Origin of the sequence: Sphingomonas sp. 179-I 2A4 NHS, from assembly GCF_045369135.1 — a bacterium.
Taxonomy (GTDB): Bacteria; Pseudomonadota; Alphaproteobacteria; order Sphingomonadales; family Sphingomonadaceae; genus Sphingomonas.
The window spans coordinates 54,356-78,326 of the sequence record NZ_JBIQFL010000003.1 but is presented as its reverse complement, the minus strand read 5'-3'; the positions used below and the strand labels follow the sequence as shown (position 1 = coordinate 78,326).

The 23,971-nt window shown below is 66.0% G+C and carries 21 protein-coding genes; 10 read left to right on the top strand and 11 right to left on the bottom strand.

The features are described from left to right. Positions 1 to 38: 38 nt before the first annotated feature. From ACH0CP_RS06460 to rimP, 3 genes are read right to left on the bottom strand one after another with little or no spacing between them, the layout of a single operon-like run. Complete coding sequence (locus ACH0CP_RS06460; RefSeq protein ID WP_294443572.1) at positions 39 to 305, bottom strand: 4-oxalocrotonate tautomerase family protein; 267 nt, start codon at positions 303 to 305, stop codon at positions 39 to 41. Next, a complete protein-coding gene (nusA, locus tag ACH0CP_RS06455; protein WP_294443571.1) occupies positions 305 to 1,927 on the bottom strand; it encodes a transcription termination factor NusA in 1,623 nt (540 codons plus the stop codon). Before nusA ends, ACH0CP_RS06460 begins: the two co-directional genes overlap by 1 nt. Next, positions 1,927 to 2,478, bottom strand: a complete 552-nt coding sequence (gene rimP, locus ACH0CP_RS06450; protein WP_294443570.1) for a ribosome maturation protein RimP — start codon at positions 2,476 to 2,478, stop codon at positions 1,927 to 1,929. The genes nusA and rimP overlap by 1 nt, the downstream gene beginning before the upstream one ends. Positions 2,479 to 2,725: 247 nt before the next feature. Here rimP and ACH0CP_RS06445 point away from each other — a divergent pair, with 247 nt between their 5' ends. Then, positions 2,726 to 2,869: a lmo0937 family membrane protein gene (locus tag ACH0CP_RS06445; RefSeq protein WP_294443569.1), complete on the top strand. Its 144-nt coding sequence runs from the start codon at positions 2,726 to 2,728 to the stop codon at positions 2,867 to 2,869. A 30-nt stretch (positions 2,870 to 2,899) separates the two neighbouring features. Here the strand turns inward: ACH0CP_RS06445 and ACH0CP_RS06440 are convergent, their stop codons facing one another. From ACH0CP_RS06440 to ACH0CP_RS06425, 4 genes are all read right to left on the bottom strand, one after another. After that, the gene (locus ACH0CP_RS06440; RefSeq protein ID WP_294443568.1) at positions 2,900 to 3,298 is read right to left on the bottom strand and encodes a polyketide cyclase; all 399 of its coding nucleotides are present in this window, start codon (positions 3,296 to 3,298) and stop codon (positions 2,900 to 2,902) included. Positions 3,299 to 3,306: 8 nt separating this feature from the next. Continuing rightward, positions 3,307 to 4,605, bottom strand: a complete 1,299-nt coding sequence (locus ACH0CP_RS06435) for a dihydrolipoamide acetyltransferase family protein (RefSeq protein ID WP_294443567.1) — start codon at positions 4,603 to 4,605, stop codon at positions 3,307 to 3,309. 7 nt (positions 4,606 to 4,612) lie between these two features. Further along, a complete protein-coding gene (locus ACH0CP_RS06430; protein ID WP_294443577.1) occupies positions 4,613 to 5,617 on the bottom strand; it encodes an alpha-ketoacid dehydrogenase subunit beta in 1,005 nt (334 codons plus the stop codon). A gap of 181 nt (positions 5,618 to 5,798) precedes the next feature. Next, positions 5,799 to 7,082, bottom strand: coding sequence for a 3-methyl-2-oxobutanoate dehydrogenase (2-methylpropanoyl-transferring) subunit alpha (locus tag ACH0CP_RS06425; protein WP_294443576.1), 1,284 nt, complete (start codon positions 7,080 to 7,082; stop codon positions 5,799 to 5,801). A 197-nt stretch (positions 7,083 to 7,279) separates the two neighbouring features. On the opposite strand from ACH0CP_RS06425, the gene ACH0CP_RS06420 reads away from it, so the two are divergent. The 5 genes from ACH0CP_RS06420 (at position 7,280) to ACH0CP_RS06400 (ending at position 15,670) form a co-directional block, all read left to right on the top strand. Then, positions 7,280 to 8,035 carry an ImuA family protein gene (locus tag ACH0CP_RS06420; protein ID WP_294443566.1) on the top strand — a complete coding sequence of 252 codons (756 nt, stop codon included), beginning with the start codon at positions 7,280 to 7,282 and terminating at the stop codon, positions 8,033 to 8,035. Continuing rightward, positions 7,944 to 10,148: a DUF6504 family protein gene (locus ACH0CP_RS06415; RefSeq protein ID WP_294443565.1), complete on the top strand. Its 2,205-nt coding sequence runs from the start codon at positions 7,944 to 7,946 to the stop codon at positions 10,146 to 10,148. Before ACH0CP_RS06420 ends, ACH0CP_RS06415 begins: the two co-directional genes overlap by 92 nt. 15 nt (positions 10,149 to 10,163) lie before the next feature. Next, positions 10,164 to 13,421 carry an error-prone DNA polymerase gene (locus ACH0CP_RS06410; RefSeq protein ID WP_294443564.1) on the top strand — a complete coding sequence of 1,086 codons (3,258 nt, stop codon included), beginning with the start codon at positions 10,164 to 10,166 and terminating at the stop codon, positions 13,419 to 13,421. A gap of 69 nt (positions 13,422 to 13,490) precedes the next feature. After that, a complete protein-coding gene (locus tag ACH0CP_RS06405) occupies positions 13,491 to 14,804 on the top strand; it encodes a cytochrome P450 (protein WP_294443563.1) in 1,314 nt (437 codons plus the stop codon). Then, positions 14,741 to 15,670: an acyl-CoA thioesterase domain-containing protein gene (locus tag ACH0CP_RS06400; protein ID WP_294443562.1), complete on the top strand. Its 930-nt coding sequence runs from the start codon at positions 14,741 to 14,743 to the stop codon at positions 15,668 to 15,670. The genes ACH0CP_RS06405 and ACH0CP_RS06400 overlap by 64 nt, the downstream gene beginning before the upstream one ends. A 41-nt stretch (positions 15,671 to 15,711) precedes the next feature. Here the strand turns inward: ACH0CP_RS06400 and ACH0CP_RS06395 are convergent, their stop codons facing one another. Next, a complete protein-coding gene (locus tag ACH0CP_RS06395; protein ID WP_294443561.1) occupies positions 15,712 to 16,716 on the bottom strand; it encodes a fumarylacetoacetate hydrolase family protein in 1,005 nt (334 codons plus the stop codon). 150 nt (positions 16,717 to 16,866) lie between these two features. Here ACH0CP_RS06395 and ACH0CP_RS06390 point away from each other — a divergent pair, with 150 nt between their 5' ends. After that, positions 16,867 to 18,021 (top strand): acyl-CoA dehydrogenase family protein, encoded by a 1,155-nt coding sequence (locus ACH0CP_RS06390; protein ID WP_294443560.1) that lies wholly within the window; start codon positions 16,867 to 16,869, stop codon positions 18,019 to 18,021. 58 nt (positions 18,022 to 18,079) lie between these two features. On the opposite strand, the gene ACH0CP_RS06385 is transcribed toward ACH0CP_RS06390, so the two are convergent. Next, positions 18,080 to 19,645 carry a methyl-accepting chemotaxis protein gene (locus ACH0CP_RS06385; RefSeq protein ID WP_294443558.1) on the bottom strand — a complete coding sequence of 522 codons (1,566 nt, stop codon included), beginning with the start codon at positions 19,643 to 19,645 and terminating at the stop codon, positions 18,080 to 18,082. Continuing rightward, positions 19,645 to 19,947, bottom strand: a complete 303-nt coding sequence (locus tag ACH0CP_RS06380) for a hypothetical protein (protein WP_294443556.1) — start codon at positions 19,945 to 19,947, stop codon at positions 19,645 to 19,647. Before ACH0CP_RS06380 ends, ACH0CP_RS06385 begins: the two co-directional genes overlap by 1 nt. Before the next feature lie 269 nt (positions 19,948 to 20,216). Here ACH0CP_RS06380 and ACH0CP_RS06375 point away from each other — a divergent pair, with 269 nt between their 5' ends. Both ACH0CP_RS06375 and ACH0CP_RS06370 read left to right on the top strand, forming a co-directional pair. Then, positions 20,217 to 21,572 (top strand): DEAD/DEAH box helicase, encoded by a 1,356-nt coding sequence (locus ACH0CP_RS06375; protein ID WP_294443555.1) that lies wholly within the window; start codon positions 20,217 to 20,219, stop codon positions 21,570 to 21,572. An 86-nt stretch (positions 21,573 to 21,658) separates the two neighbouring features. Beyond that, positions 21,659 to 21,913 (top strand): hypothetical protein, encoded by a 255-nt coding sequence (locus tag ACH0CP_RS06370; RefSeq protein WP_294443554.1) that lies wholly within the window; start codon positions 21,659 to 21,661, stop codon positions 21,911 to 21,913. 71 nt (positions 21,914 to 21,984) lie between these two features. Here the strand turns inward: ACH0CP_RS06370 and ACH0CP_RS06365 are convergent, their stop codons facing one another. Then, the gene (locus ACH0CP_RS06365; RefSeq protein ID WP_294443551.1) at positions 21,985 to 22,650 is read right to left on the bottom strand and encodes a nitroreductase; all 666 of its coding nucleotides are present in this window, start codon (positions 22,648 to 22,650) and stop codon (positions 21,985 to 21,987) included. 81 nt (positions 22,651 to 22,731) lie between these two features. Here ACH0CP_RS06365 and ACH0CP_RS06360 point away from each other — a divergent pair, with 81 nt between their 5' ends. Continuing rightward, complete coding sequence (locus ACH0CP_RS06360; protein WP_294443550.1) at positions 22,732 to 23,934, top strand: acetyl-CoA C-acetyltransferase; 1,203 nt, start codon at positions 22,732 to 22,734, stop codon at positions 23,932 to 23,934. Positions 23,935 to 23,971: the final 37 nt, after the last annotated feature.

The following is a 23,971-nucleotide window of genomic DNA, read 5'->3' as shown; positions in this document are numbered from 1 at the left end:
CGCAACGCGAGACACTGATACGGGGCGGCGTTAGCGCATCATTGTGAGGGTTCCGCATGTGCGTCTCCCTCACTTGGCACCTTGGCACTTGGCACCTTGGCACTTGGCACCTTCGGCGCGTCCCGGTCGGCGATCAGCACGCCGCCGGCACCATAATTCTCGGTCGAAACTTCCTCGATCACGATCTGCACCGCGGCCGGGTTCTTGCCCAGCCGCGTGACCAGCGAGGACGTGACGTCAGCCACAATCCCCGCCTTCTGCTCCTTGGATGCGGAGCCCGACAGTCTGATCGATACGAACGGCATCAGGCGTTCGATTCCTCCGTTGCGGCCGCCGGCTCGCCAGCGTCCTCATTCTCGTCCTCGAACCAATGGGCGCGGGCAGCCATGATGATCTCGTTGCCCTGCTCCTCGGTCAGGCCATACTGGCCCAGCACGCCGCCCTTGTGCTCCGGCCGGCGCGGCGCATCCTCGTTGCGGCGACGCGGCTCGGCGCGCTTCTTCTCGATCAGCTCGTCGGTCGCCAGATCGGCGAGATCGTCGAGCGTCTTGATGCCCGCCTTGCCCAACGTGACGAGCATCGCCTCGGTCAGGTACGGCAGCTCGGCCAGCGCATCCTCGACGCCCAGCGCACGGCGCTCGTCGCGGTTCGCCTGCTCGCGACGCTCGATCGCCTCGGCAGCGCGGCTCTGCAGCTCCTGCGCGAGATCCTCGTCGAAGCCTTCGATCGCGGCGAGCTCGTCGAGCTCGACATAAGCGACCTCTTCCATCTCGGTGAAGCCTTCGGCGACCAGCAGCTGCGCCAGCGTCTCGTCAACGTCGAGCTCGTTCTGGAACATCTCGGTGCGGGCGACGAAGTCCTGCTGGCGCTTCTCGCTCGAATCGGTCTCGGTCATGATGTCGATCGCCTTGCCGGTCAGCTGGCTGGCGAGGCGAACGTTCTGGCCGCGGCGGCCGATGGCAAGGCTCAGCATGTCATCGGGAACGACGACTTCGATCCGCTCCTCTTCCTCGTCGATGATCACGCGGCTGACGTTTGCCGGCTGCAGCGCGTTGACGACGAAGGTCGCGATGTCGGGCGACCAGGGGATGATGTCGATCTTCTCGCCCTGCATTTCCTGCACGACGGCCTGAACGCGGCTGCCCTTCATGCCGACGCAGGCGCCGACCGGGTCGATCGAGGAATCGTGGCTGATGACACCGATCTTGGCGCGGCTCCCAGGGTCGCGGGCGGCGGCCTTGATCTCGATGATGCCGTCGTAGATCTCGGGCACTTCCTGCGCGAACAGCTTCTTCATGAAGTCGGGATGCGCGCGGCTGAGGAAGATCTGCGGCCCGCGGTTTTCGCGCACCACCTTCAGGATCAGCGACCGGATACGATCGTTCACGCGCACCACTTCGCGCGGGATCTGCTGGTCGCGGCGGATCACGCCCTCGGCGCGGCCCAGGTCGACGACAATGTGCCCGAACTCGACGCGCTTGACGACCCCGGTGATGATCTCACCCGCGCGGTCCTTGAACTCCTCATACTGGCGCTCGCGCTCGGCGTCGCGCACCTTCTGGAAGATGGTCTGCTTGGCGGCCTGTGCCTGGATGCGGCCGAATTCGATTGGCGGCAGCGGATCGACCAGGAAGTCGCCGACGCTCGCGCCCGCCTGCAGCTTCTGCGCGCCCTTCAGGTCAACCTGCTTGTAGATGTCGTCGACCTGCTCGACCACCTCGACGACGCGCCACAGCCTGAGGTCGCCGTTGTTCGGGTCCAGCTTCGCGCGGATATCCATTTCCTGGCCGTAGCGGGTACGTGCCGCACGCTGGATCGCATCCTCCATCGCCTCGATGACGATCGCCTTGTCGATCATCTTCTCGCTGGCGACGCTGTTGGCGATCGCGATCAGTTCCGCGCGGTTCGCGGTGACGCCGGTAGCCATTACTCGGTTTCCTCTGCTTCGATTTCTTCTTCTTCCGCGCCCTCGACGGAGAGCGGGACGGTGGCAGCGATCAATTTGTCGGTCAGCACCAGCTTCGCATCGATGATCCGACCGAAGGGAACGTGGGCGACCGTGCCGGTACGATTGCGGATGGCGATGTCCTCACCCTCAACGCCGGCAATCTCGCCGCGGAACTGCTTCTGCCCGTCGAGCGGCGCGTCCAGTGTCAGCTTCGCCTCATGCCCGGTCCAGTCGGTGTAATCCGACAGGCGCGTCAGCGGGCGATCGATGCCGGGGCTCGACACTTCCAGGCGATAGGCGCCCTCGATCGGGTCACGCCCTTCTTCCTCCAGCACGTCGAGCACGTCGGAGATGCGGCGCGACAGGTCGGCGCAATCGTCGATCGTCAGCTGCCGCGTATCGGGCCGCTCGGCCATCACCTGCAGCGTGCGCTCGTCACCCTTGCCGAACAGCGCGACACGCACGAGGTCGAAGCCGAGCGCCTTCGCCTCGGTCTCGATCATCTGGGTCAGCGCGGCAATATCCGCCATCGGGGCTCCACATACACACAGGTTGTTGCCGCCGCGAAGCCTTGCCCCGCGACCCCTCGCATCTGACGATGTAAGAGAAAGCACAGCCAATATAGATCGGGATGGGTTGCGGAGCAATCCCCCACCGGCGGGCAGGCCGCATCCATCATCCACGGGGCCGGGCACGTGTTACACAATGTTGCCGGCCAGCACGGAACGGTCGCTCCACGGCATCGTTCACAAGGCATAAGCTTGAAAGGAACGCGCCTTGCTCTGGACGATCGTTGTTATCCTGTTGATCCTGTGGCTCCTCGGCTTTAGCCTGCATGTCGCCGGCGGCCTGATCCACATTCTCCTGGTGATCGCACTGATCGTCGGCCTCGTGCAGCTCTTTACCGGCCGCCGCGTCTAGCGACTTGCGTCCGGCCGGCGCGGCGAATCGTCAGCCGCGCTCGGCCAGCGCCTTCAGCGTCGCCAGGTCCTTGCGGATCCAGCGGCGGTCGCGCGCAAACGCCTCGTCATCCATGCCGGGCTGGCGGAACAGCGTCAGCTGAACCTCCGCGCCTTCGCCATTGGCGATCACGCGCAGCGGCACGTTCACCGGCTCCCCGCCGTCCGGCTCGACGCGATGATCCATCACGCCAAACTCGTTGTGCGGCGTAAAGAAGACGCGGATTCCACCGTCCGCGCCCTCGCCGACCCACGAGTCGCCATCCTCGCGCAGCGCGAACTCGCTGAGCCCTGAGGCCCAGCGCGGGAAGGCCGTCGGGCGCCAGAACGCCTCGTAAACCTCTCGCCATGGCCGCGCGATCGTGACGGACAGGACGATAGCGGGAAGCATCGCCCCCCTCAGTCCGCAAACAGCAGCACGGGCGTCTCGAGCAGCTTCTTCACCGCCTGGACGTAGCTTGCCGCATCCCAGCCATCGACCACACGGTGGTCGCAACTGATCGACAGGTTCATCAGCTTCGCGCGCACAATATCATCCCCTCGGAACACCGGCCGCTCGACGATCTTGTTCGGCCCGATGATCGCCACTTCCGGCCGGTTGATCACCGGCGTCGTCGCGATACCGCCCAGCGGGCCGAGCGAGGTAACGGTAATTGTCCCGCCGCCCAGCTCCTCGGGCTTCAGCTTCTGCGTGCGCGCCGCTTCCGCCAAGCGCCCGATCTCGGCGGCGAGCTGCCAGACGTTCTTGTCCTGCGCATCGCGGATCACCGGCACGGTAAGGCCCGCATCGGTCTGCGCCGCCATGCCGAGATGCACCCGGCCCGACCGCGTCACCACGCCCGCCTCGTCGTCATAGCGCGCGTTCAGCATCGGGAAGTCCGGCAACGTGCGGCAGATCGCGACGATCAGGAACGGCAGCATGGTCAGCTTCGGCCGCTGCCCGCGATTGTCGTTCAGGTCGGCACGCATATCCTCCAGCGCCGTCACGTCGATCTCGTCGACATAAGTGAAGTGCGGGATGTTGCGCTTCGACGCGGCCATGTTCTCGGCAATGCGACGACGCATCCCGATCACCTTGACCTGCTCGTCCGCGCGCGCACGGCTGGCATGCGGCGGGTGATAGCCCTGCCCGCCCGCGTAGCGCAGGTACGCGTCCAGATCGGCGTGGCGGATGCGATCGCCTTCCGACACCTTCACCTCGGACAGGTCGACGCCCAGATCCTTCGCGCGCGCCCGCACCGCGGGCGAAGCAAGGACGGGAGCCGTTGGCGATGCCGCGGCATCAGCCGGAGCCACGTCCGCAGCGGGTGCAGCAGGAGCCGGCGTGGCAGGAGCGGCTTCCACCACCTCCTCGACCCCCGGGTTCTCCGCCTCGAACGCCTCGGCTTCGTCCGCGCCGCCCAGCTTGTGCTCGACGTCCGCCGCCGTCTCGCCCTCCGGCTCCACCGCGCCATCGGCATCGGTCTCGATCACCACCAGCATCGCGCCGATCGCGATCTGGTCGCCGACCTCGCCGGCCAGCTCCACCACCACGCCGGACACCGGCGATTCCATCTCGACCGTCGCCTTATCGGTCATCATGTCTGCGATATTCTGGTCTTCCTCGACGCGGTCGCCCACCGCGACGTGCCAGCCGACGATCTCCGCCTCGGCAATGCCTTCGCCGATGTCCGGCAGCTTGAAGGTAAAACGCGCCATGTGCCGATCAGTCCTTCAGAATCTTCTTGAGGGCCATGCCGATGCGCACGGGGCCCGGGAAATATGCCCATTCCAGGCTGTGCGGATAAGGCGTGTCGAAACCCGTCACGCGCTCCACCGGCGCCTCGAGATGGTAGAAACAGCGCTCCTGAACCAGCGCCGACAGCTCCGCACCGAACCCGCCGGTGCGCGTCGCCTCATGCACGATCAGGCAGCGCCCGGTCTTCTTCACGCTCTCCTCGATCGTCTCGATGTCGAGCGGCACCAGGCTGCGCAGGTCGATGATCTCGGCATCGACGCCGGTATCCTCCACCACCTGCGCACAGACGTGCACCATCGTGCCATAGGCCAGCATCGTCACCGCCTCGCCCTCGCGGACGACGGCGGCCTTGCCGATCGGGATCTTGTAATAGCCGCTCGGCACGTCGCCGCCGGGATGCTTGGACCAGTTCGCCGCCGGCCGGTCCCAATGGCCGTTGAACGGCCCGTTGTAGATGCGTTTGGGCTCGAAGAAGATCACCGGATCATTGTCCTCGATCGCGGAGATCAGCAGGCCCTTGGCATCATACGGCGTCGACGGGATCACGGTCTTCAGGCCCGATACGTGGGTGAAGATGCCTTCCGGGCTCTGCGAGTGCGTCTGCCCGCCGAAGATGCCGCCGCCGAACGGCGATCGCACCGTGATCGGCGCGGTGAATTCCCCGCCCGAACGATAACGCAGCCGCGCCGCCTCGCTGACGAGCTGGTCGAGCGCGGGATAGATGTAATCGGCGAACTGGATCTCTGGCACGGGCCTCAGGCCATAGGCACCCATGCCGATCGCGACGCCGATGATGCCGATTTCGGTGATCGGCGTGTCGAACACGCGCGTCTTGCCATATTTCGCCTGCAGGCCCGCGGTCGCGCGGAACACGCCGCCGAAATAGCCGACGTCCTCGCCCATCACCACCACGTCCGGGTCGCGCGCCATCATCACGTCCATGGCGGAATTGATCGCCTGGATCATGTTCATGCGCTGGGTGGCATCGGTGCCATCCGCGGCTCCGGCCGCTTCAGCCTGTGCAGTTTCGATCTGCGTGTCGGTCATAGCATGTCACCGTCACCCCGGCCCTGAGCCGGGGTCCCGCTGTTTTGAAGCGGGAGAAGAGAAGCGGGGTCCCGGATCAAGCCCGGGGTGACGACAGAGGAGAGGCTCACTTGCGCGCCCATGGCCGCCCGCTTTCCTCTTCCTCGGCCAGCATCTGCGCCTGCTGTTCGCGCAAATGCCACGGCATCTCCTCGAACACGCCGTCGAACAACGTGTCGAGCGGCTGGTGCAGGCCATGGCCAAGGATGCCGTTCTTCTCGGCTTCCTTCTGCGCGGCCTTCACCGCGTCGGCAACTTCCTTGTCCATCGCCGCGTGGCGTTCCTCGTCCCATTCGCCGATGGCGATCAGGTGGTCCTTCAGCCGCCGGATCGGGTCGCCCAGCGGCCATGCCGTTGGTTCGCCCGCGCTGCGATATTGCGACGGATCGTCGGAGGTGGAGTGCCCCTCGGCACGATAGGTGAAATGCTCGATCAACGTCGGGCCCTGGTTGGTCCGCGCGCGCTCCGCCGCCCATTGCGTCGCGGCATAGACCGCCAGCGCGTCATTGCCGTCGACCCGTAGGCCAGCGATGCCATAGCCCACGGCGCGCGCGGCAAAGGTCGTCGCCTCCGCGCCGGCAAAGCCGGAAAAGCTTGAAATCGCCCATTGGTTGTTGACGACGTTGAAGATCACCGGCGCGCGGTAGACGGTGGCGAAGGTCAGCGCGGAGTGGAAGTCGCCTTCCGCGGTCGATCCCTCGCCGCACCAGGTGGCGGCGATGCGCGTGTCACCCTTCGATGCCGACGCCATCGCCCAGCCCACGGCCTGCGGATATTGCGTCGTCAGGTTGCCGGAGATCGAGAAGAAGCTGAAGCGCTTTTCCGAATACATGATCGGCAGCTGCTTTCCCTGCAGCTTGTCGCCCGTGTTCGAATAGATCTGGTTCATCATGTCGACCAGCGGGCAGCCGCGCGCGATCAGCAGGCCCTGCTGGCGATACGACGGAAAGCACATGTCGTCGGCGTCCAGCGCATAGGCCTGCGGCACGGCGACCGCCTCCTCGCCCAGCGACTTCATGTAGAAGCTGGTCTTGCCCTGCCGCTGCGCGCGGAACATGCGCTCGTCGAACGCGCGCACCGTTGCCATGTGGCGCAGCATGCGCCGCAGCGTGTCGGGTGACAGCTTGGGATTCCATGGGCCGACGGCCTGGTTGTTCTCGTCCAGCACCCGCACCATCGTGTAAACGAGGTCGGTGAAGGCGCGTGGGTCCTCGGCCGTGTCGGGCCGGCGCACGGATCCTGCCGCGGGAACATCGACGTCCGCGAAATCCACCGTGTCGCCGGGTCGAAACTTGGGCTCGGGCACATGCAGCGCGAGCGGGGGCAAATTGCTGCGGGCGGCGTCCGCCATGATCTCTCCGGTCTGAAAACCGCCGGCAAAACGCACCAGCGGGTCCTTGGAGCCCTTGTTATAAAATTTCAAAGCGCCGCGCTAGTGATGGTTGCAGCTGAAACGATCAGCGCGGAAATCAGGGCGCGGTTTTGCCTGATTGACTCTGATGACTGTTGGAACAAAATGGGAACAACAGTCTTGATCGAGTCGTGCCAGTGTCCTCTCCCGCCGTCATTGCAGAGCTTCGCGAAACGCTCCGCGCCATTGAAGGCGACGGTCATCGCCGGCGTGAAACCCTGCCGTTCGGGATTGCGCAAGTTGATTCGCGGCTGGCCGATGGCGGGCTGCGGCTGGATGCCCTGCACGAGGTCGCGGCCGGCTCTGCCGAAATGTCGGACGATGCCGCCGCCACCTTGTTCATGGCCGGGATCGCCGCGCGTGCCTGGGGCCCGATCCTGTGGGTCGTGCGTCGCCGCGATCTGTTCGCTCCCGGCCTCTATCAGGCAGGGCTGACGCCCGAACGCGTCCTTTATGCCGAGGCACGCGATGATGCCGAATTGCTCGCGCTGATGGAGGAAGGGCTGCGTCACCGCGGCCTTGGTGCGGTGATCGGCGAAGTGAAGCGCGCCGGCATGGGCGCCACCCGCCGGCTGCAACTCGCGGCAGAGGGGGGCCGCACGATCGCGCTCCTCATGCGCCGCCATGCGCGCGAGGATTCCGATCCGCTCGGCATGCCTTCTGCCGCGCTCACCCGCTGGCGAATCGGCGCTGCTCCTTCCGTTCCCCTGCGCTGCGGCAGCATGGGCCGTCCGCGCTGGTCCGTCTCGCTGGTGCGGCAACGCGGCGGCGAACCTTTCGATACTTTACTGGAGGCCTGCGATGACACGGGTCGTCTCGCTCTACCTGCCGCACTGGGCAATCGATCGCGTGCGCCGGGCCGAGCGTCGCCGCGCACCAACGCCGCGGCCTGAACCGGGAACCCCGCTCGATCTCGCGCCGCTCACCGCGGCGGTGGCCGAGGAACAGGTGCTGCAATGCGACGCGCCCAAGAACACCGGCTGGCGTCCCGGCGCCCGCTGGGCTCGCGGTGATGCGGCTGCGCCTGTTGAGAAGCGCTGGTCGCAATCGACGCGCGCCGATGTCGCACGTCAGGTGGAGGCCATGCCCGCGCACCAGCGCCCGCCGATGCGCGAAATGGGTCGCCGCAGCGAGGCCGCCGATCATCCCTTCCGCGCCATGCCGCCGGACGAGGGCGCGCGCCCCGTGCCGACGAGCCTTCCCGGGCGTCCCGATCCGGAGGACGTGCCCAATACCCGCTGGCGCGGTTTCGAGGGCCTCGATCCCAATGCTGACGACCGCGCCGCCGCCGCGCTCGCGCGGTGGAATGCCATGCCGTCGGTCCGCTACCCGGGCGAGGGTCCACATCCCGACAAGCACGCCCGGTGCGGCTCCAACGATGCCGGTGCCCATGTGCCGGGCGTCGCCGCCTTTTTCGACACTGGCCGCACCCTCGCCAACACCGTCGCCCGCGCCAGCAATCTCCAAAATCCCGCCAACCAACCCCATAAGCGCAATGTTCGAGAAGTTTGCGCCCCCCTCATCACCGTGCACAAGGTAGGCAGCCGCATCGAAATCGCCGCCGCCTCGCCCGAAGCACGCGCCCTCGGCCTCACGCCCGGCATGGCGCTGACCCAGGCACGCGCCTCCGTGCCCGACATCGACGTGCGCGATGCGGATGCCACCGGCGATCTCGCCGATCTGCAGCGCCTTGCCACCGCGCTCGCCCGCCGCTGGTGCCCGGTGGTTGCGCTGTCCGGCGAAGACGGCCTGTTCCTCGAGATCAGCGGCACCGCCCACCTTCACGGCGGCGAGGAAGCGATGGCGCGCCGCCTGCTGCGCCTGCTCGCCCGGCTCGGCATCACGGCGCAGCTGGCGATCGCCGACACTGCCGGCGCCGCCTGGGCCTTCGCGCGTCAGGCCGCGCCCGCTGCGATCATCCCGCCCGGCGCGCACGTCGCCGCGCTCGCCCCGCTGTCGGTCGCGGCGCTGCGCCTTGAGGATGCCGCGCGCGAGCTGCTCGCCCGGCTCGGTGTCGACACGATCGGCGAACTCATGGCGATGCCACGCGCCCCACTCGTCCGCCGCTTCGGCAAGGCAATTGCGCAGCGGCTCGACCAGGCGACCGGCGCCGTGCCCGAACCGCTCGATCCGATCATCCCGGTGCAGCCGATCGCCATCACCCGCCGCTTCGCCGAGCCGATCGCCACCGCCGATGCGATCGGCCATTGGTTGTCCGGCCTCGTCGATGATCTGGCAGACGCGCTGGCGAAGGCTGGGGTCGGTGCCCGCGCGCTCGCCTTCGTCGCCGCGCGTGTCGATTCGACCGATCAGGTGATCCGCATCGGCCTTGCCCGTGCCAGCCGCGAACCATCGCACCTCTTGCGCCTCATTGCCCGCCGCATCGAGGAAATCGACGTCGGCTACGGCCTTGACGCGCTGACGCTTCACCTCGTCCGCGCCGATCCGCTTGCCCCCGAAACGCTGGGCGCGGCCCTCGCGGAACAGCAGGCGCCCGATCTCGCCCCGCTGGTCGATACGCTCGCCAATCGCATCGGCCCGACGCGTCTGTGGCGGCACCAGCCGATCGAAAGCGATGTTCCCGAACGCTCGGTCGCCCCGCTGCCGCCGCTCGATCCCCCCGCCACTGCTGCCACCCGGCTGAAGCGCGACGACGTGCGTCAGCTCGACGCCCGCACGCCGGATCATGCCTGGCACCCGCGCTGGCCGCGCCCCCCGCGGCTACTGCGCCGGCCCGAGCGGATAGACCACGTCATCGCCGAAATGCCCGATCATGCGCCCCGCCGCTTCACGTGGCGTGGCCGCCCGCACCGAGTCACCCATTCCGACGGCCCCGAACGGATCACCGGCGAATGGTGGCGCCGCGCCGGTGAGCGCGACGGGGTGCGCGATTATTTCCGCGTCGAGGACGAACATGGCCACCGCTACTGGCTGTTCCGCCGCGGCGATGGCGTGCGCGCGGAAACGGGCGATCTCAGCTGGTACATCCATGGCACATTCGCGTGATCCGCATGGTGCCGCATGACCTACAGCGAGCTTCAGGTCACCACGCACTTCTCCTTCCTGCGCGGCGCATCCTCGTGCGAGCAACTGTTCGCCACCGCCGCGCTGATGGGGATGCCAGCGCTCGGCATCACCGATCGCAACTCGGTCGCCGGCGTGGTCCGCGCGCTCTACGCTACCGAACAGGTACGCAAGGATCAGGGGCTGGAGATCCGCTCCATCCCCGGCTGCCGGCTCGATCTTGTCACTGGCGAATCCCTGCTCGTCTGGCCGGAGGATCGCGCCGCCTGGAGCCGGCTCACCCGTCTGCTCACGCTCGGCAAGTCGCGTGCGGACGCACAACGCGGTGAAAAGGGGCAATGCTTCCTCCATTGGGAGGATGTCTCCGCTTACGCCGATGGCCTCGTTTCGGCGCTGGTGCCGGGGCGCAGCGGCGCGCCGCCCAATGCGCTCGCCGCCACCGCCGACATCTTCGGCAAGCGCGGCCATGTCTGCCTCACCCCCTGGCGCCGCCCGGGCGAGTGGCGGCGCTTCGCCGAGACGATCGCCGCCGCCACCGCTTACGGCCTCACCCCGCTCGCCACCGGCGACGTGCTTTACCACCATCCCGACCGACGGATGCTGCAGGATGTCGTCACCGCGATCCGCGAGAAATGCACCATCGACGAACTTGGCTTTCGCCGCGAACGCCATGCCGATCGCCATCTCCAGCCACCCGAGGAAATGGCGCGCCGCTTCGCTGCCCACCCCCATGCGCTCGCCGCGGTCGAGGCGATCGTCGAACGCTGCACCTTCTCGCTGCGCGACCTCGACTATCAATATCCCGACGAGATCATCATGTCCGGCCGCAGCGCGCAGGAAGCGCTGGAACGCCTGTCGCGCAACGCGCTCGCCGCCCGCTTCGATGGCCAACCACCCGACGCTTATACCCGGCAACTCGAACACGAACTCTTGCTCGTCGCGAAGATGGGCTACGCGCCGTATTTCCTCACCGTAAACTCGATCGTCAGCTACGCCCGCTCGATCGAGATCCTGTGCCAGGGCCGGGGATCGGCGGCCAATTCGGTCATCTGCTTCGTCCTTGGCATCACCTCGATCGACCCGATCAAGCACCAGCTCCTCTTCGAGCGCTTCGTCTCGGAGGAACGCCGCGAGCCGCCCGACATCGACATCGATTTCGAGCATGAACGGCGCGAGGAAGTGATCCAGTGGATCTACGAAACCTACGGCCGTGACCATGCCGCACTGACCGCCGTGGTCAGCCGCTTCCGTACCCGCGGCGCGATCCGCGAAGTCGGCAAGGTGCTCGGCCTGCCAGAGGACATGACCTCCGCGCTGGCCGGCCAGGTGTGGGGCTGGTCGAACGACGGCGTGCCCGACAGTCACGTACAGGCACTCAACCTCGACGCCGGCGAACCGCGCCTCGCGCTCGCGCTGGAGCTAGCCCGGGAACTGATCGGCACCCCGCGCCATTTGTCGCAGCACCCCGGCGGTTTCGTCCTGACGCGCGATCCGCTGCATGATCTCGTACCGATCGAGCCCGCCGCGATGGTCGATCGCCACGTCATCGAATGGGAAAAGGAGGATATCGAGCATCTCGGCTTCATGAAGGTCGATATCCTTGGCCTCGGCATGCTCGGGTGCATGCGCCGCGCGTTTGATCTGCTCGGCCAGCAAAAGGGCATCGCGATGACGATGGCCAGCGATCCCTTGCAGGACGACGATGAACCGACGTTCGAGATGATCCGCCAGGCCGATACGCTCGGCGTGTTCCAGATCGAGAGCCGCGCGCAGATGAGCATGCTGCCGCGCATGAAGCCGAAAAATTTCTACGACATCGCCATCCAGGTCGCGATCGTTCGTCCCGGCCCCATCCAGGGCGACATGGTGCATCCGTATCTGAAGCGCCGTGAAGGCAAGGAACTGGTCGAATACCCCAATGAGGCCTTGAAAGCGGTGCTGCAGAAGACACTTGGCGTGCCCTTGTTCCAGGAACAGGCGATGCAGGTCGCGATCATCGGCGCCGGCTTCACCCCAGGCGAGGCCGACTTGCTGCGCCGCGCGATGGCGACGTTCAAGATGACCGGCGGGGTGGGCGAGTTCCGCGAGAAGCTGATCGCGGGGATGCGCGCCAACGGCATCTCGCAGGCTTTCGCCGAACGGCTGGTGAAGCAGATTGAGGGGTTCGGCAGCTACGGCTTTCCCGAAAGCCACGCGGCCAGTTTCGCCAAGATCGCCTACGCCTCGTCATGGATGAAATGCCATCATCCCGACGTGTTCTGCGCGGCATTGCTCAACGCCCAGCCGATGGGTTTCTACGCCCCGGCGCAGATCGTCCGCGACGCCCGGGCGCATGGTGTCGAGATCCGGCCGGTATGCATCATGGCCAGCGAATGGGACACGACGCTGCTGGAGGATCGGAGGGCGCGAAAGCCGCTCCGCCTCGGCCTGCGCATCGTCCACGGGCTTTCCGCCGCCGATGCAGGCAAGATCCTCACCGCTCGCGCCGTCCGCCCCTTCACCTCCGTGGAGGATGTATGGCGCCGCTCTGGCGTACCGCTCGCCGCGCTGGAGAAGCTGGCCAAGGCCAATGCCTTTGCCGGCATGGGGCTCGATCGGCGGCAGGCGTTGTGGGCGATCCGCGGCCTTGGCGATACGCCGCTCCCGCTACTCGCCGCGATCGAGACGAAGGAGGATCCTGTCCACCTGCGGGCGCTCACCGCGGGGCGCGAGGTGGTGGAGGATTATCGCGCCACGCAACTCACGCTGCGCCAGCACCCGCTCACCTTCCTGCGCGATCGCTTGCGTGAACGGCGCTGCGTCCGCTGCGAGGACCTGAAGACGATCAAGGAAGATGCGCTGGTCGACATCGCCGGCATCATCCTCGTCCGCCAGCGACCGGGCAGCGCCAAGGGCGTGCTGTTCATCACCATCGAGGACGAAACGGGTGTCGCCAACGGCATCCTGTGGCCTGACCGGTTCGAGGCGCAGCGCCGCACCGTCATGTCCTCCGCGATGGTGAGCATCCGCGGGCGCGTGCAGAAAGAGGGCATCGTGATCCATGTCGTCGCGGATCTGATCACCGATCTCACCTGGATGCTGCGCGAGGTGGGCGAGATCGACCTCCCCTCCCTCGTCGCGCGCGGCGACGGCGCGACCCACCCCGGCGCCCCCGATCGCGGCGACGCCGGGTGGAAGCCGCGCAACCGTACGGATTATCATTATCGCGACAGGCCGGAGGACGTGATTCCGATCCGCAGCCACGACTTCCATTGATCTTGATAAAGCGATCGGCTTACGTCGCGGCGAGCCGGCGGTGCGACCGGCATGATGGAGAGAGATACCATGGCCACAGCCGCCGCCATTGCCGAACCGGACATCGGCCTCACCCCCAACGTTCCCTCGCCTGCTGACAAGGCCGCTCTCGATGCCGCGATCGTCGATCCCGACAGCTACGCGCATGAGGAGCGGTACCACGCGATCTTCAAATACCTGCGTGAGGAAGCGCCGGTTTATTGGTGCGAGCCAGAAGGCTATCGCCCGTTCTGGACCGTGGCGCGCCACGCGGACATCAAGCGGGTCGAACTCGATACCGACACGTTTCTCAACGACCCGCGCCTGACGCTGACGACCATCGCCGACGAGGAACGCGTCAAGGCGATTACCGGCGGCGACGGCAAACTGACCCGCAATCTCGTCAGCATGGACAACCCCGATCACCGCCACTTCCGCGCGATGACCCAGGGTTACTTCTCGGCCAAACACATGCGGCAGCTGGAAGAGGACATCCGCTTGCTGGCGAAAGAAAGCGTCGAGCAGATGGTCTCGCTCGGCGGCGAATGCGATTTTGCGACCGAGGTCGCGATCTGGTTCCCGCTGCGCGTCATCATGCTGACCCTCGGCGTGCCGCGTGAGGACGAGAAGTTCCTGATGAAGATCACCCAAGAAGTATTCGGCGCCCAGGACTTCGATCACATGCGGCCTGAAGAGATGGGTGGCCTCTTTGCTACCATCGCCGAATTCAACGCCTGGTGTGATCGCATCACTGCCGACCGCAAGGCCAACCCGCGCGACGACGTGTCGACCATCATCGCCAATGCCACCCTGACCGACGGTTCGCCGATGGGCAACATGGAGGCGATGAGCTATTACCTCATCATCGCCGCCGCGGGCCACGACACTACCAGTTCCTCCTCCTCCGCCGGCTTGCTCGAACTGATCCGCAATCCCGGCGAGCTTCAGAAGCTGCGCGACGACCCCGATCTGCTGCCCAACGCAGTCGACGAGATGATCCGCTGGTCCAGCCCGGTGAAGCATTTCTTCCGCACTGCCGCCGCGGATGCGGAAGTTGGCGGCATGCAGGTCAAGGCCGGCGACGGGCTTGTCATGGCCTATCCGTCCGCTAATCGCGACGCTGCGGTGTTCGAAGATCCTTTCGCATTCCGCGTCGATCGCGAGAATGTGCGCCAGCATCTCGCCTTCGGCTATGGCCCGCATCTGTGTCTGGGCCAGCATCTGGCCAAGATGGAGATGCGTATCCTGTTCGAGGAATTGCTCGCCCGCTTCGATGATTTCGAGCTCGCCGGCGAACCAGCATGGACCCGCGCCAGCTTCGTCAGCGGCTTGAAGCGCCTGCCGATCCGGTACCGCACGAAGTGAGCCGCAGCGATCCTGAGCGGCTGTACCCGGGCTTTCCGGGCAGCCGACCCAACGAGCATATCAGCACCATCCCGGCCTGCGCAGCACTCGGCATGCGCCAATGCGCGACCGTTGGCGAACCAGTGTCTACCTCGCTTGACGGGGCGCTGCCGGCCGTCTGCGACGCGGACGGACGCATATCACGCGGCGCAGCGCTGGTGCTTGCAGACCAGGCGACTGCCGGCGGCGTGTTCACCATCCTGCCGCGGCCAACGCCGATGATGACGCTGGACCTGCGTGTCGACTGGTTCGGCCCGCTGCCCGCCGGCCCGCTCGACTGCGTCATCGACGACGTGACGCGCGAGGGCGACCTGGCGCTGTCACGCGCTCGCCTGACGTCGAATGGCCAACCCGTCGGAGCCGCGATGGCACGATATCTGATTGGTTCGATGCCTGGCGGCACGCCGGGGCGGATGGATGAACGCCACGAGGTGCTGCCGCCCTCGCCCGCGCCAGACTTCGCCGCTTACCTCAGCGCGATCGCTTCAACTGACGGGCTGACGATGCAGCCGTGCGTGGAGCATGTCGGCGCGCCACTGCCCGCTTACCACGGCGGCGTGATCGCGGCATTGCTTGAACATGCCGGCGTGTCAGCGATCGATCCTGCCTTCCGCCCGCTCGATATCGAGATCCGCTTCCTGGCGCCTGCGCTCGCCACGCTACCGCTCGTCGCGCGTGTCACACCGCGTCGCACCGGCCGCCGCGCGGTGACGCTCGACATGGATGCACATCAGGGTGATCCGAACCGCCCCGTCGCGAGCGCCCGCATGCTGGGGATCACGGACGCGGCGGGGGAGCCCAGCCGCCACGAGCTGCCCCGCGGCTAAGAAGCCTTCCAGCCGCCGGCCGCCCGGCGGCTGGCGTCGCATCAGCCTCCAACAACCTGCTCGATTACGCCGAAGATAGGATGATGCCGATCATCCTCGGCCCAGATGCGGACGGTGTCGCCCTTCCTCAGGAACGGCGTCATCGGCTTGCCCCCCGCGATCGTCTCGATCGTGCGCACCTCGGCAATGCAGGAATAGCCGACCCCGCCCTCGGCGATCGGCTTGCCCGGGCCCCCGTCAGCATCACGGTTGGACACCGTACCGGAGCCGACGATCGTCCCCGCGCCAAGAGCACGTGTTCTCGCGGCGTGCGCGATCAGCGTACCGAAGTCGAACGTCATGTCCTCGCCCGCCTCGGCGCGGCCAAACGGCTGGCCGTTCAGGTCCACCATCAGCTTGCGGTGCAGCTTGCCGTCCCGCCACCAGTCGCCCAGCGCGTCAGGCGTCACGAACACTGGTGAAAAGGCGGATGCCGGCTTCGATTGGAAGAAGCCGAAGCCCTTGGCGAGTTCCCCCGGGATCAGATTACGCAGCGAAACGTCGTTGGTGAGGCCGACGAGCCGGACGGCCGCCAGTGCCTCCTCTCGGGTCGCGCCCATCGGGACGTCACCGGTGACCACCACCACTTCCGCTTCCAGGTCGCAGCCCCAGCTCTCGTCGGCGAGCGGGATCGGATCGCGCGGGGCCAGGAAACCATCCGAGCCGCCCTGATACATCAGCGGATCGTGCCAGAACGTCTCCGGCATCTCTGCGCCGCGCGCCTGCCGCACGAGCGCGACATGATTCACATAGGCCGAGCCATCCGCCCAATGATATGCCCGCGGGAGCGGTGAGGCCGCCTCGCGCTCGTGGAAGCGCTCCCGCGGGATCACCTCATGATCGAGGTCGGTGGCGAGGTTCTGCAGGTCCGGCAGCAGCCGATCCCAGTCGTCCAGCGCCGCCTGCAGCGTTGGCGCGATGTGCGATGCATCGGCATACCAGGCGAGATCGGTCGACACCACGACGAGCTTGCCGTCACGACCATGTTTCAGGCTCGCAAGTTTCATCCGTTACCTCTCTTTCCCATCCCGCATAGGCCTTGGCCGCAATGGAAGTCGAGGGCCGCGGCACGCCGCCTGCCACCATAACAAAAGTTACTTGACCCTCTGCGGCCGCATCGCGAGAAGAAGCGATCAGTTTTCGGAGGGGTTTCTTCAATGTCGCTCGACCAGATCGCGGGCCGTTTCGCTTACAACGAAGATCATGAGGCGTTCCGCCAGACCGTCCGCAGCTTCCTGGCCAAGGAAGGCGTGCCGCACGCGGATCAGTGGGAAAAGGATCGCCTCGTTCCCAAGGCTTTCTGGCAGAAGGCAGGCGAAGTCGGCATGCTCTGCCCGACCGTTCCGGAAGAGTATGGCGGCCTTGGCCTCGACTTTGGCTATAATGCCATCGTCGACGAGGAAATGGCCTATTCGGGCGTCCCCGCCGGCTTCTCGCTCCAGTCCGACATCGTCGCCGGCTATATGGAGACCTACGGCTCCGAAGAGCAGAAGAAGGAATGGCTTCCGAAGATGGTGTCGGGCGACGTCATCACCGCGATCGCGATGACCGAGCCGGGCACTGGCAGCGACCTTCAGTCGATCCGCACGACCGCGAAGAAGGACGGCAATCACTACGTCATCAACGGCTCGAAGACGTATATCACCAACGGCCAGAACACCGATCTGACGCTGGTCGTCGCGAAGACCGATCCCGATGCGCAGCCCGCCTATAAGGGCATGTCGATCATCCTCGTCGAAAGCGACCGTGAGGGCTTCAGCAAGGGCCGCAAGCTCGACAAGATCGGCCAGGACGCCGCCGACACCTCCGAGCTGTTCTTCGAGGACGTGCGCGTTCCGATCACCAACTGCCTTGGTGAAGAGGGCATGGGCTTCATCTATCTGATGAGCCAGCTGCCGCAGGAGCGTCTGTCGATTGCGGTCAGCACCATGGCCTCCTCGCAAAAGGCGTTCGACGACACGGTTGCTTTCGTGAAAGAGCGCAAGGCGTTCAAGGGCACCGTGTTCGATTTCCAGAACACCAAGTTCGTACTCGCTGATCTGAAGGCGAAGCTGCAGGTCGGCTGGGCGCACCTCGACTGGGCGATCGCGCGCCATCTGAAGGGGGAACTCACCAACGAGGAAGGCGCGGCGGCCAAGCTGTGGCATACCGACCTCCAGTGGGAAGTCATGGACAAGTGCCTCCAGCTGCACGGCGGCGCTGGCTATATGAACGAATATCCGATCGCCAAGATGTGGCGCGGCGCGCGTGTCAGCCGGATCTATGGCGGCACGAACGAGATCATGAAGGAAGTGATCAGCCGCAAGCTTTAAGCAGCGCAACTAAGCGGCCTTGCGGCCGGCCGCCACGCTGCCGGCCGTTCTTTTCTGGCTATGCCGCGACTTTGGCCGTCAAGCTGTGCGGTGCCGGCGTATCGCCACTGCGCAGTTGCTGCACGAAGCCATCGGTGGTGACGCGCAGCCTCCGCGCCTGATCGGACAGTGCGTCCGCAGCGTCGCGCACGTGACGCGACAGCGCACCCACTTCGTTCGCCGCGGTGGCGACCTCGACGATGCGCCGCTCGATCATATCGACGCCCCGGGCGGCCTCCTGCGAGGTTCGCTCGATCGTTGCTGCCATCAAACGCTGATCGCTCACCGCACCGCGGATGTCGCTTGCGGCTGTTGCGACACGGCCGACCCCGTCGGACGCCTCCACGATGTTCGCCTCGGTCGCCCGGATTGCCTGTTCGACGCCCTGCATCAGCGCCACAATCTTTTCGGTAGCGCGTGCTGTTCCGCCAGCAAGCTGCTTCACCTCACCTGCCACCACCGTGAAGCCGCGGCCGGCGTCTCCTGCGCGCGCGGCCTCGATGGTCGCGTTCAGCGCGAGGAGATTGGTGCGCGCGGCAATCGCGTGGATCTCGCCCACCAATCCGCCAATGCTCTGTGCCTGCACGGAGAGGTCAAGCACCGCGCCTTTGCCCTCATCGGTATGGCGGCGCACGCTGCTGGTGAGTGTCGCCTGAGCCTCCGCGCTACCGGAAATCCCGACGATCGAGCCGGTAAGGCGGTGAACCGCGTCGGCCACGTCCTGGGTTGCACCGGCAGCCTGGCTTGCACCTGCAGCCACTTCGCTCGCCTGTCTCCCCGCATCCGCGGCAATCCGCGTGAGGTTCGCTGCCGACACTTCCATTGATGACGCCGCGCCTTCGATCGCGACGGCCACACCTGCCACGGTTTGCTCGAACTCGTCCGCCAGGGCGGCCAGCGCATGACGGCGCTCATCGTCCAGCCGCGCTTCCGCCGCGACACGCCGACGACGTTCATCGGCGGAACGCTCCTCCGCGACCTTCGCGGATGCCAGCGCGTCGATCGCGCGCCGCCGCTCCTCCTCTGCTACGGCGACCAACTGCTCCCCTTCGGCCCGCGCCGCATCCAGCCCGACGATCAGCGTGCGCAGGCGTACGGTGAGATAGCCGAGCGCCGCGAACTGCAGCGCTACGGCAAACGCATGGAACAGCACGCGCCCCATCGTTCCATCGGTTCCAAAGACCCAGGCCGGCATCAGGAAGGACAGCGAGAAATGGTGAAGCGCGACGAGGACCGAGGCCAGCGCCAGCGGTCGCCAGTCGCACAACACCGCCAGCATCGACAACGCGACGAAAAAGTACATGTGCGCGTCCATCTGCCACGCATTTCCCGCCAGCATGTAGACGAAGCAGGCCGGCAGAACCGCACCCAGCGCAGCAACGCTCATCCGCGCCGCCGCATCGTGCCGGCGGCGCAGCACCATCATCGTGGGCACGACGTTCGCCGCGGCGGCGACAGCGACAGCAAACCCGATGTTCGGGCTCGACAGCGCGTGCCCCAGGATCAACAGCGAGGGAATGCACAGCCAGCCCATGCCGACCAGCAACCGCATGCCGCGACGCCGCAGTGAGACGAGGGAGGACATCAGCCCGGCTCCCCGCAACCACTGACCGGCGCGGCCACGACGAGAATACCCGCCTTCATGAGGGGCCAGAGCAATTCGTCGCGCTCCCCCCGCACGACCAGTTGGCCGCCGGCACTCGACGAGACGAGCAGCGCATCATGCTTGCGCGCAATCGCAACCCCCGATGCGCCGTCCGTCAGCGGTAGCAGCAGCATCGCGCCGTTGGCGGGCGGCGCGAACGCCAGCGCAGCCAGCGCGCCGCTCCCAAGGGCAAATTGCGTGAGAACCGCGATCCAGGTTGCAGGCACAGAAGATACGCTCATGCGCTCCCCTTGGCGGAAGAACAATTAGCGCCAAGTAAAGGTTAATCCGCGCCATGCGTGGCAGTTGGCACTCGCGGCGCAGCTTGACTTACGCGCCGCACGTGCGCATTTATTCGAGCATCGAGGCGTATGCAGCGTGATCGGGCATCAAGCCCAGGCTCCGCCTCGGTCGATCGAACCGGCTTCCCAAGTCACGCGGGGTGTCATTTTTCCCCGCTACCCGTGTGTCCTCGTGATGCGCGGGTGCGATCATATTAGGTACGTTTTTGATGAACTTCTCCGATCTCGGTCTCGCCGAGCCTCTCGTTCGTGCGCTCGAGACCAAGGGTTATGAGACGCCGACGCCGATCCAGCGCGATTCGATCCCGATCGTGCTGACCGGGCGCGACCTTCTCGGCATTGCCCAAACGGGTACCGGCAAGACCGCCGCTTTCGTTCTCCCCTCGATCCAGCGCTTGCTCGAAGGCCAGAAGCGGGTGCTGCCGACGCATGTGCGCATGCTCGTGCTCGCCCCGACGCGCGAACTCGCCAATCAGATCGCGGACAATGCGCGCGGCTATGCCCGCAACTCGCGGCTGACCGTCGCGACCGTTTTCGGCGGCACCAGCATCAACAAGAACCGCCAGGATCTGTCGCGCGGCGTTGATATCCTTGTCGCGACGCCGGGTCGCCTGCTCGACCTCGTCGAGCAGGGTTTCTGCAACCTCACCATGCTCGAGATCCTCGTGCTGGACGAGGCCGACCAGATGCTTGACCTCGGTTTCATCCACGCACTGCGCAAGATCGTGAAGATGGTCCCGCGACGCCGCCAGACACTGTTCTTCTCGGCCACCATGCCAAACTCGATCCGCGAACTCGCGGACCAGTTCCTGCATCAGCCGCAGACCGTCTCCGTCGTTCCGGCCTCGACCACGGCGGAGCGCGTCGACCAACAGGTTATCTTCGTCAACCAGACTGAAAAGCAGGCGCTGCTGACGATCCTGATCCAGGAAGAGCAGATCGACCGTGCGCTCGTCTTCACGCGCACCAAGCACGGCGCCGACCGCGTCGTGAAGCTGCTGGCGGGCAACGGTATCGCGTCCAACGCCATCCACGGCAACAAGAGCCAGCCGCAGCGTGAGCGTGCGCTCGCCGCGTTCAAATCGGGCGAAGTGCCGATCCTCGTCGCGACCGATATCGCGGCGCGCGGCATCGACATTTCGGGCGTCAGCCACGTGTTCAACTTCGAACTGCCGAACGTCGCGGAGCAATATGTGCACCGCATCGGTCGTACGGCGCGCGCCGGCGCCAGCGGCATCGCAGTTGCCTTTTGCGCGGACGATGAGCGTCCGTACCTGAAGGACATCGAAAAGCTGACGCGCCAGAAGGTGCCGGTCCGCGCGCTTCCGGCAGATTTCATGAAGCGCGCCGACGCGTTGAAGGCGGCGCGGATCAAGGCGATCGGCAATGATCCCGCCCCGCGCGAGGATCGCCCACGCCAGCAGCGTGGCCCGGCACGTCCGAAAGCAACGCATCAGCCGACCGCCACACGCGACTATGCGAACGCCAGCCGCCGTGGGGCGGGCGGCAGCCGTGGTCGCGGCGGACGCGGCCGTGGCGGCCCGCGTGCGGCCGCCCAGGCCTGAACGGCTTACGGTCGTTGATAAGTGCGGCGCCGTGGAAACCCGGCGCCGCCTAAACTGTTGCTTCTCCGGAACAAGGAGAAGCCAGCATGGATATAGCTACCGTCCCGGCACTTGAACGGATTGCGCGGGTCCTCGCCGGCCAGCGCATCAGCGCGAACGGGGAAGGCGATCAGGAATCGGCGGCCGATGCGGTGGACGCAACCTGGCGCGATTTCCGCAACGATGCGCTGGCGGTTCTACACACCCTGCGTGCGCCCACCGAAGCGATGGCGAACGTCGGTGATACCGCCGCATGGGAACGGATGATCCTCGCCGCCATCGACGAGGGCAAGCCAGACTAAGCGCCGATAGCTTGCTGAAGCAGGGGAAGCCGCGATCCGCGCGGCCCCCCTCCTTTTATCCCTACCGCTGCCTACGCGAGGATGGTCAGCCATTCCTCTTCCGGCGCGCGCGGCGCGCGTGTCCGGTTCGCTGGCTCCTCCGGGTCTTCATAGCCGATCGCCACGCCGCAGAAGAGCATCCGCTCCGCCGGTGTGCCGAGGAAGCCTTCAACGGTATTGGGGTAAACCGCCCAGCATTCCTGCGGGCAGGTCGCCAGTCCTTTCTCGACCGCGAGCAGCATCAGGTTTTGCAGGTACATGCCAAGGTCGGCCCATTGCGGCGGCCCCATGCGGCGGTCCACCGTCACGAAAAACGCCGCCGGCGCGCCAAAGAACTGGAAGTTGCGCGCGAACCATTGCGCGCGTGCCGCCTTGTCCTCGCGCGGAATGCCAAGATGGCCGTACATGATCTCGCCGATCTGGAAGGTGCGCTTCTTCGTCGCCTCGGTCATTTCACGCGGATAGATGTCATAGCCCGGCGTTTCCTTTTCGCGCCGCTCCAGCTTGCCGCGCATGATCGCCTTCAGCTCGTCCATCTTCGCACCGGTGACGATGTCGATGTGCCAGGGCTGAATGTTGCCGCCCGTCGCGGCGCGTGCCGAGCGCAGCGCGAGTTCCTTCAGCACCTCCAGCGGCACCTCCTTGTCCAGGAACCCGCGTACCGAGCGCCGCTCGATCACTGCATCAGATACGTTCATTCACCTCTCCACCTCTTGCCGAGCGCGTCAAACCGCGCCACATGACGCACCGGGATAACATCTGTTATGGAGAGTCGGAAGATGGCCGAGGCGTATATCGTCGACGCAGTTCGGACGGCTGGTGGTCGTCGCGGGGGTAAGCTCGCGGGTGTCCATCCAGTTGATCTGGCAGCGAAGGTTCTGGATGCGATCGTCGAGCGTAGCGGGATTCCCGGCGACGCGGTTGACGATGTGGTGATGGGCTGCGTCAGCCAGGGTGGCGAGCAGGCAGGCCAGGTCGGCCGCAACGCCGTGCTCGCCTCGAAGAAGCTCGCGCAGTCGACTCCGGCGGTCACGATCGATCGCCAGTGCGGCTCCTCGCAGCAGGCGATCCAGTTCGCCGCGCAGGCAGTGATGTCGGGCACGCAGGACGTGGTGATCGCGGCAGGCGTCGAGAGCATGACGCGGGTGCCGATGGGCTCCACGTACAAGCTGTTCTACGATGCCGGCCTCGGCAAGAACAAGTCGCCGGGCCTTGAGGAGAAGTTCCCGGGCATCAACTTCAACCAGTTCGCTGGTGCGGAGATGATCGCCAAGAAATACGGCTACACCCGCGAGCAGCTCGACGAATACTCGCTCAACTCGCATCGCAAGGCGGTCGCCGCGACGCAGGGTGGTAAGTTCAAGGACGAGATCGTCCCGATCGAGATCGAAACCCCTGAGGGCAAGGACGTGCACACGTCCGACGAAGGCATCCGCTACGATGCCTCGGCTGAAGGCATGGCCGGCGTGAAGAAGCTTTCCGAAGAAGGCGTTCTGACCGCCGCTTCGTCGAGCCAGATCTGCGACGGTGCCAGCGCGGTGCTGATCGTCAGCGAGGAAGCGCTGAAGAAGTACAACCTCAAGCCGCTGGCGAAGATCGTCAACCTCACCGTCACTGCCGGTGACCCGGTCGTGATGCTCGAAGAGCCGCTGTTCGCCACCGACAAGGCGCTGAAGAAGGCCGGCCTCTCGATCGACGACATCGACCTTTACGAAGTGAACGAAGCGTTCGCCTCGGTGCCGGTCGCTTGGCTGGAACACACCAAGGCAGATCCGAACAAGCTCAACGTCAATGGCGGCGCGATCTCGCTCGGTCACCCGCTGGGCGCGTCCGGCACGAAGCTGATGGCAACGCTGGTGCACGAACTGCGCCGTCGTGGCGGTCGCTACGGGCTGCAGACGATGTGCGAGGGCGGCGGCGTCGCCAACGTGACGATCATCGAAAACTGCGATTGGCAGGGCGAGGCGAAGGCCGCGGCCTAAGCCACGTTCGATCAACCTTGTGATGCGTCCCCGCCCT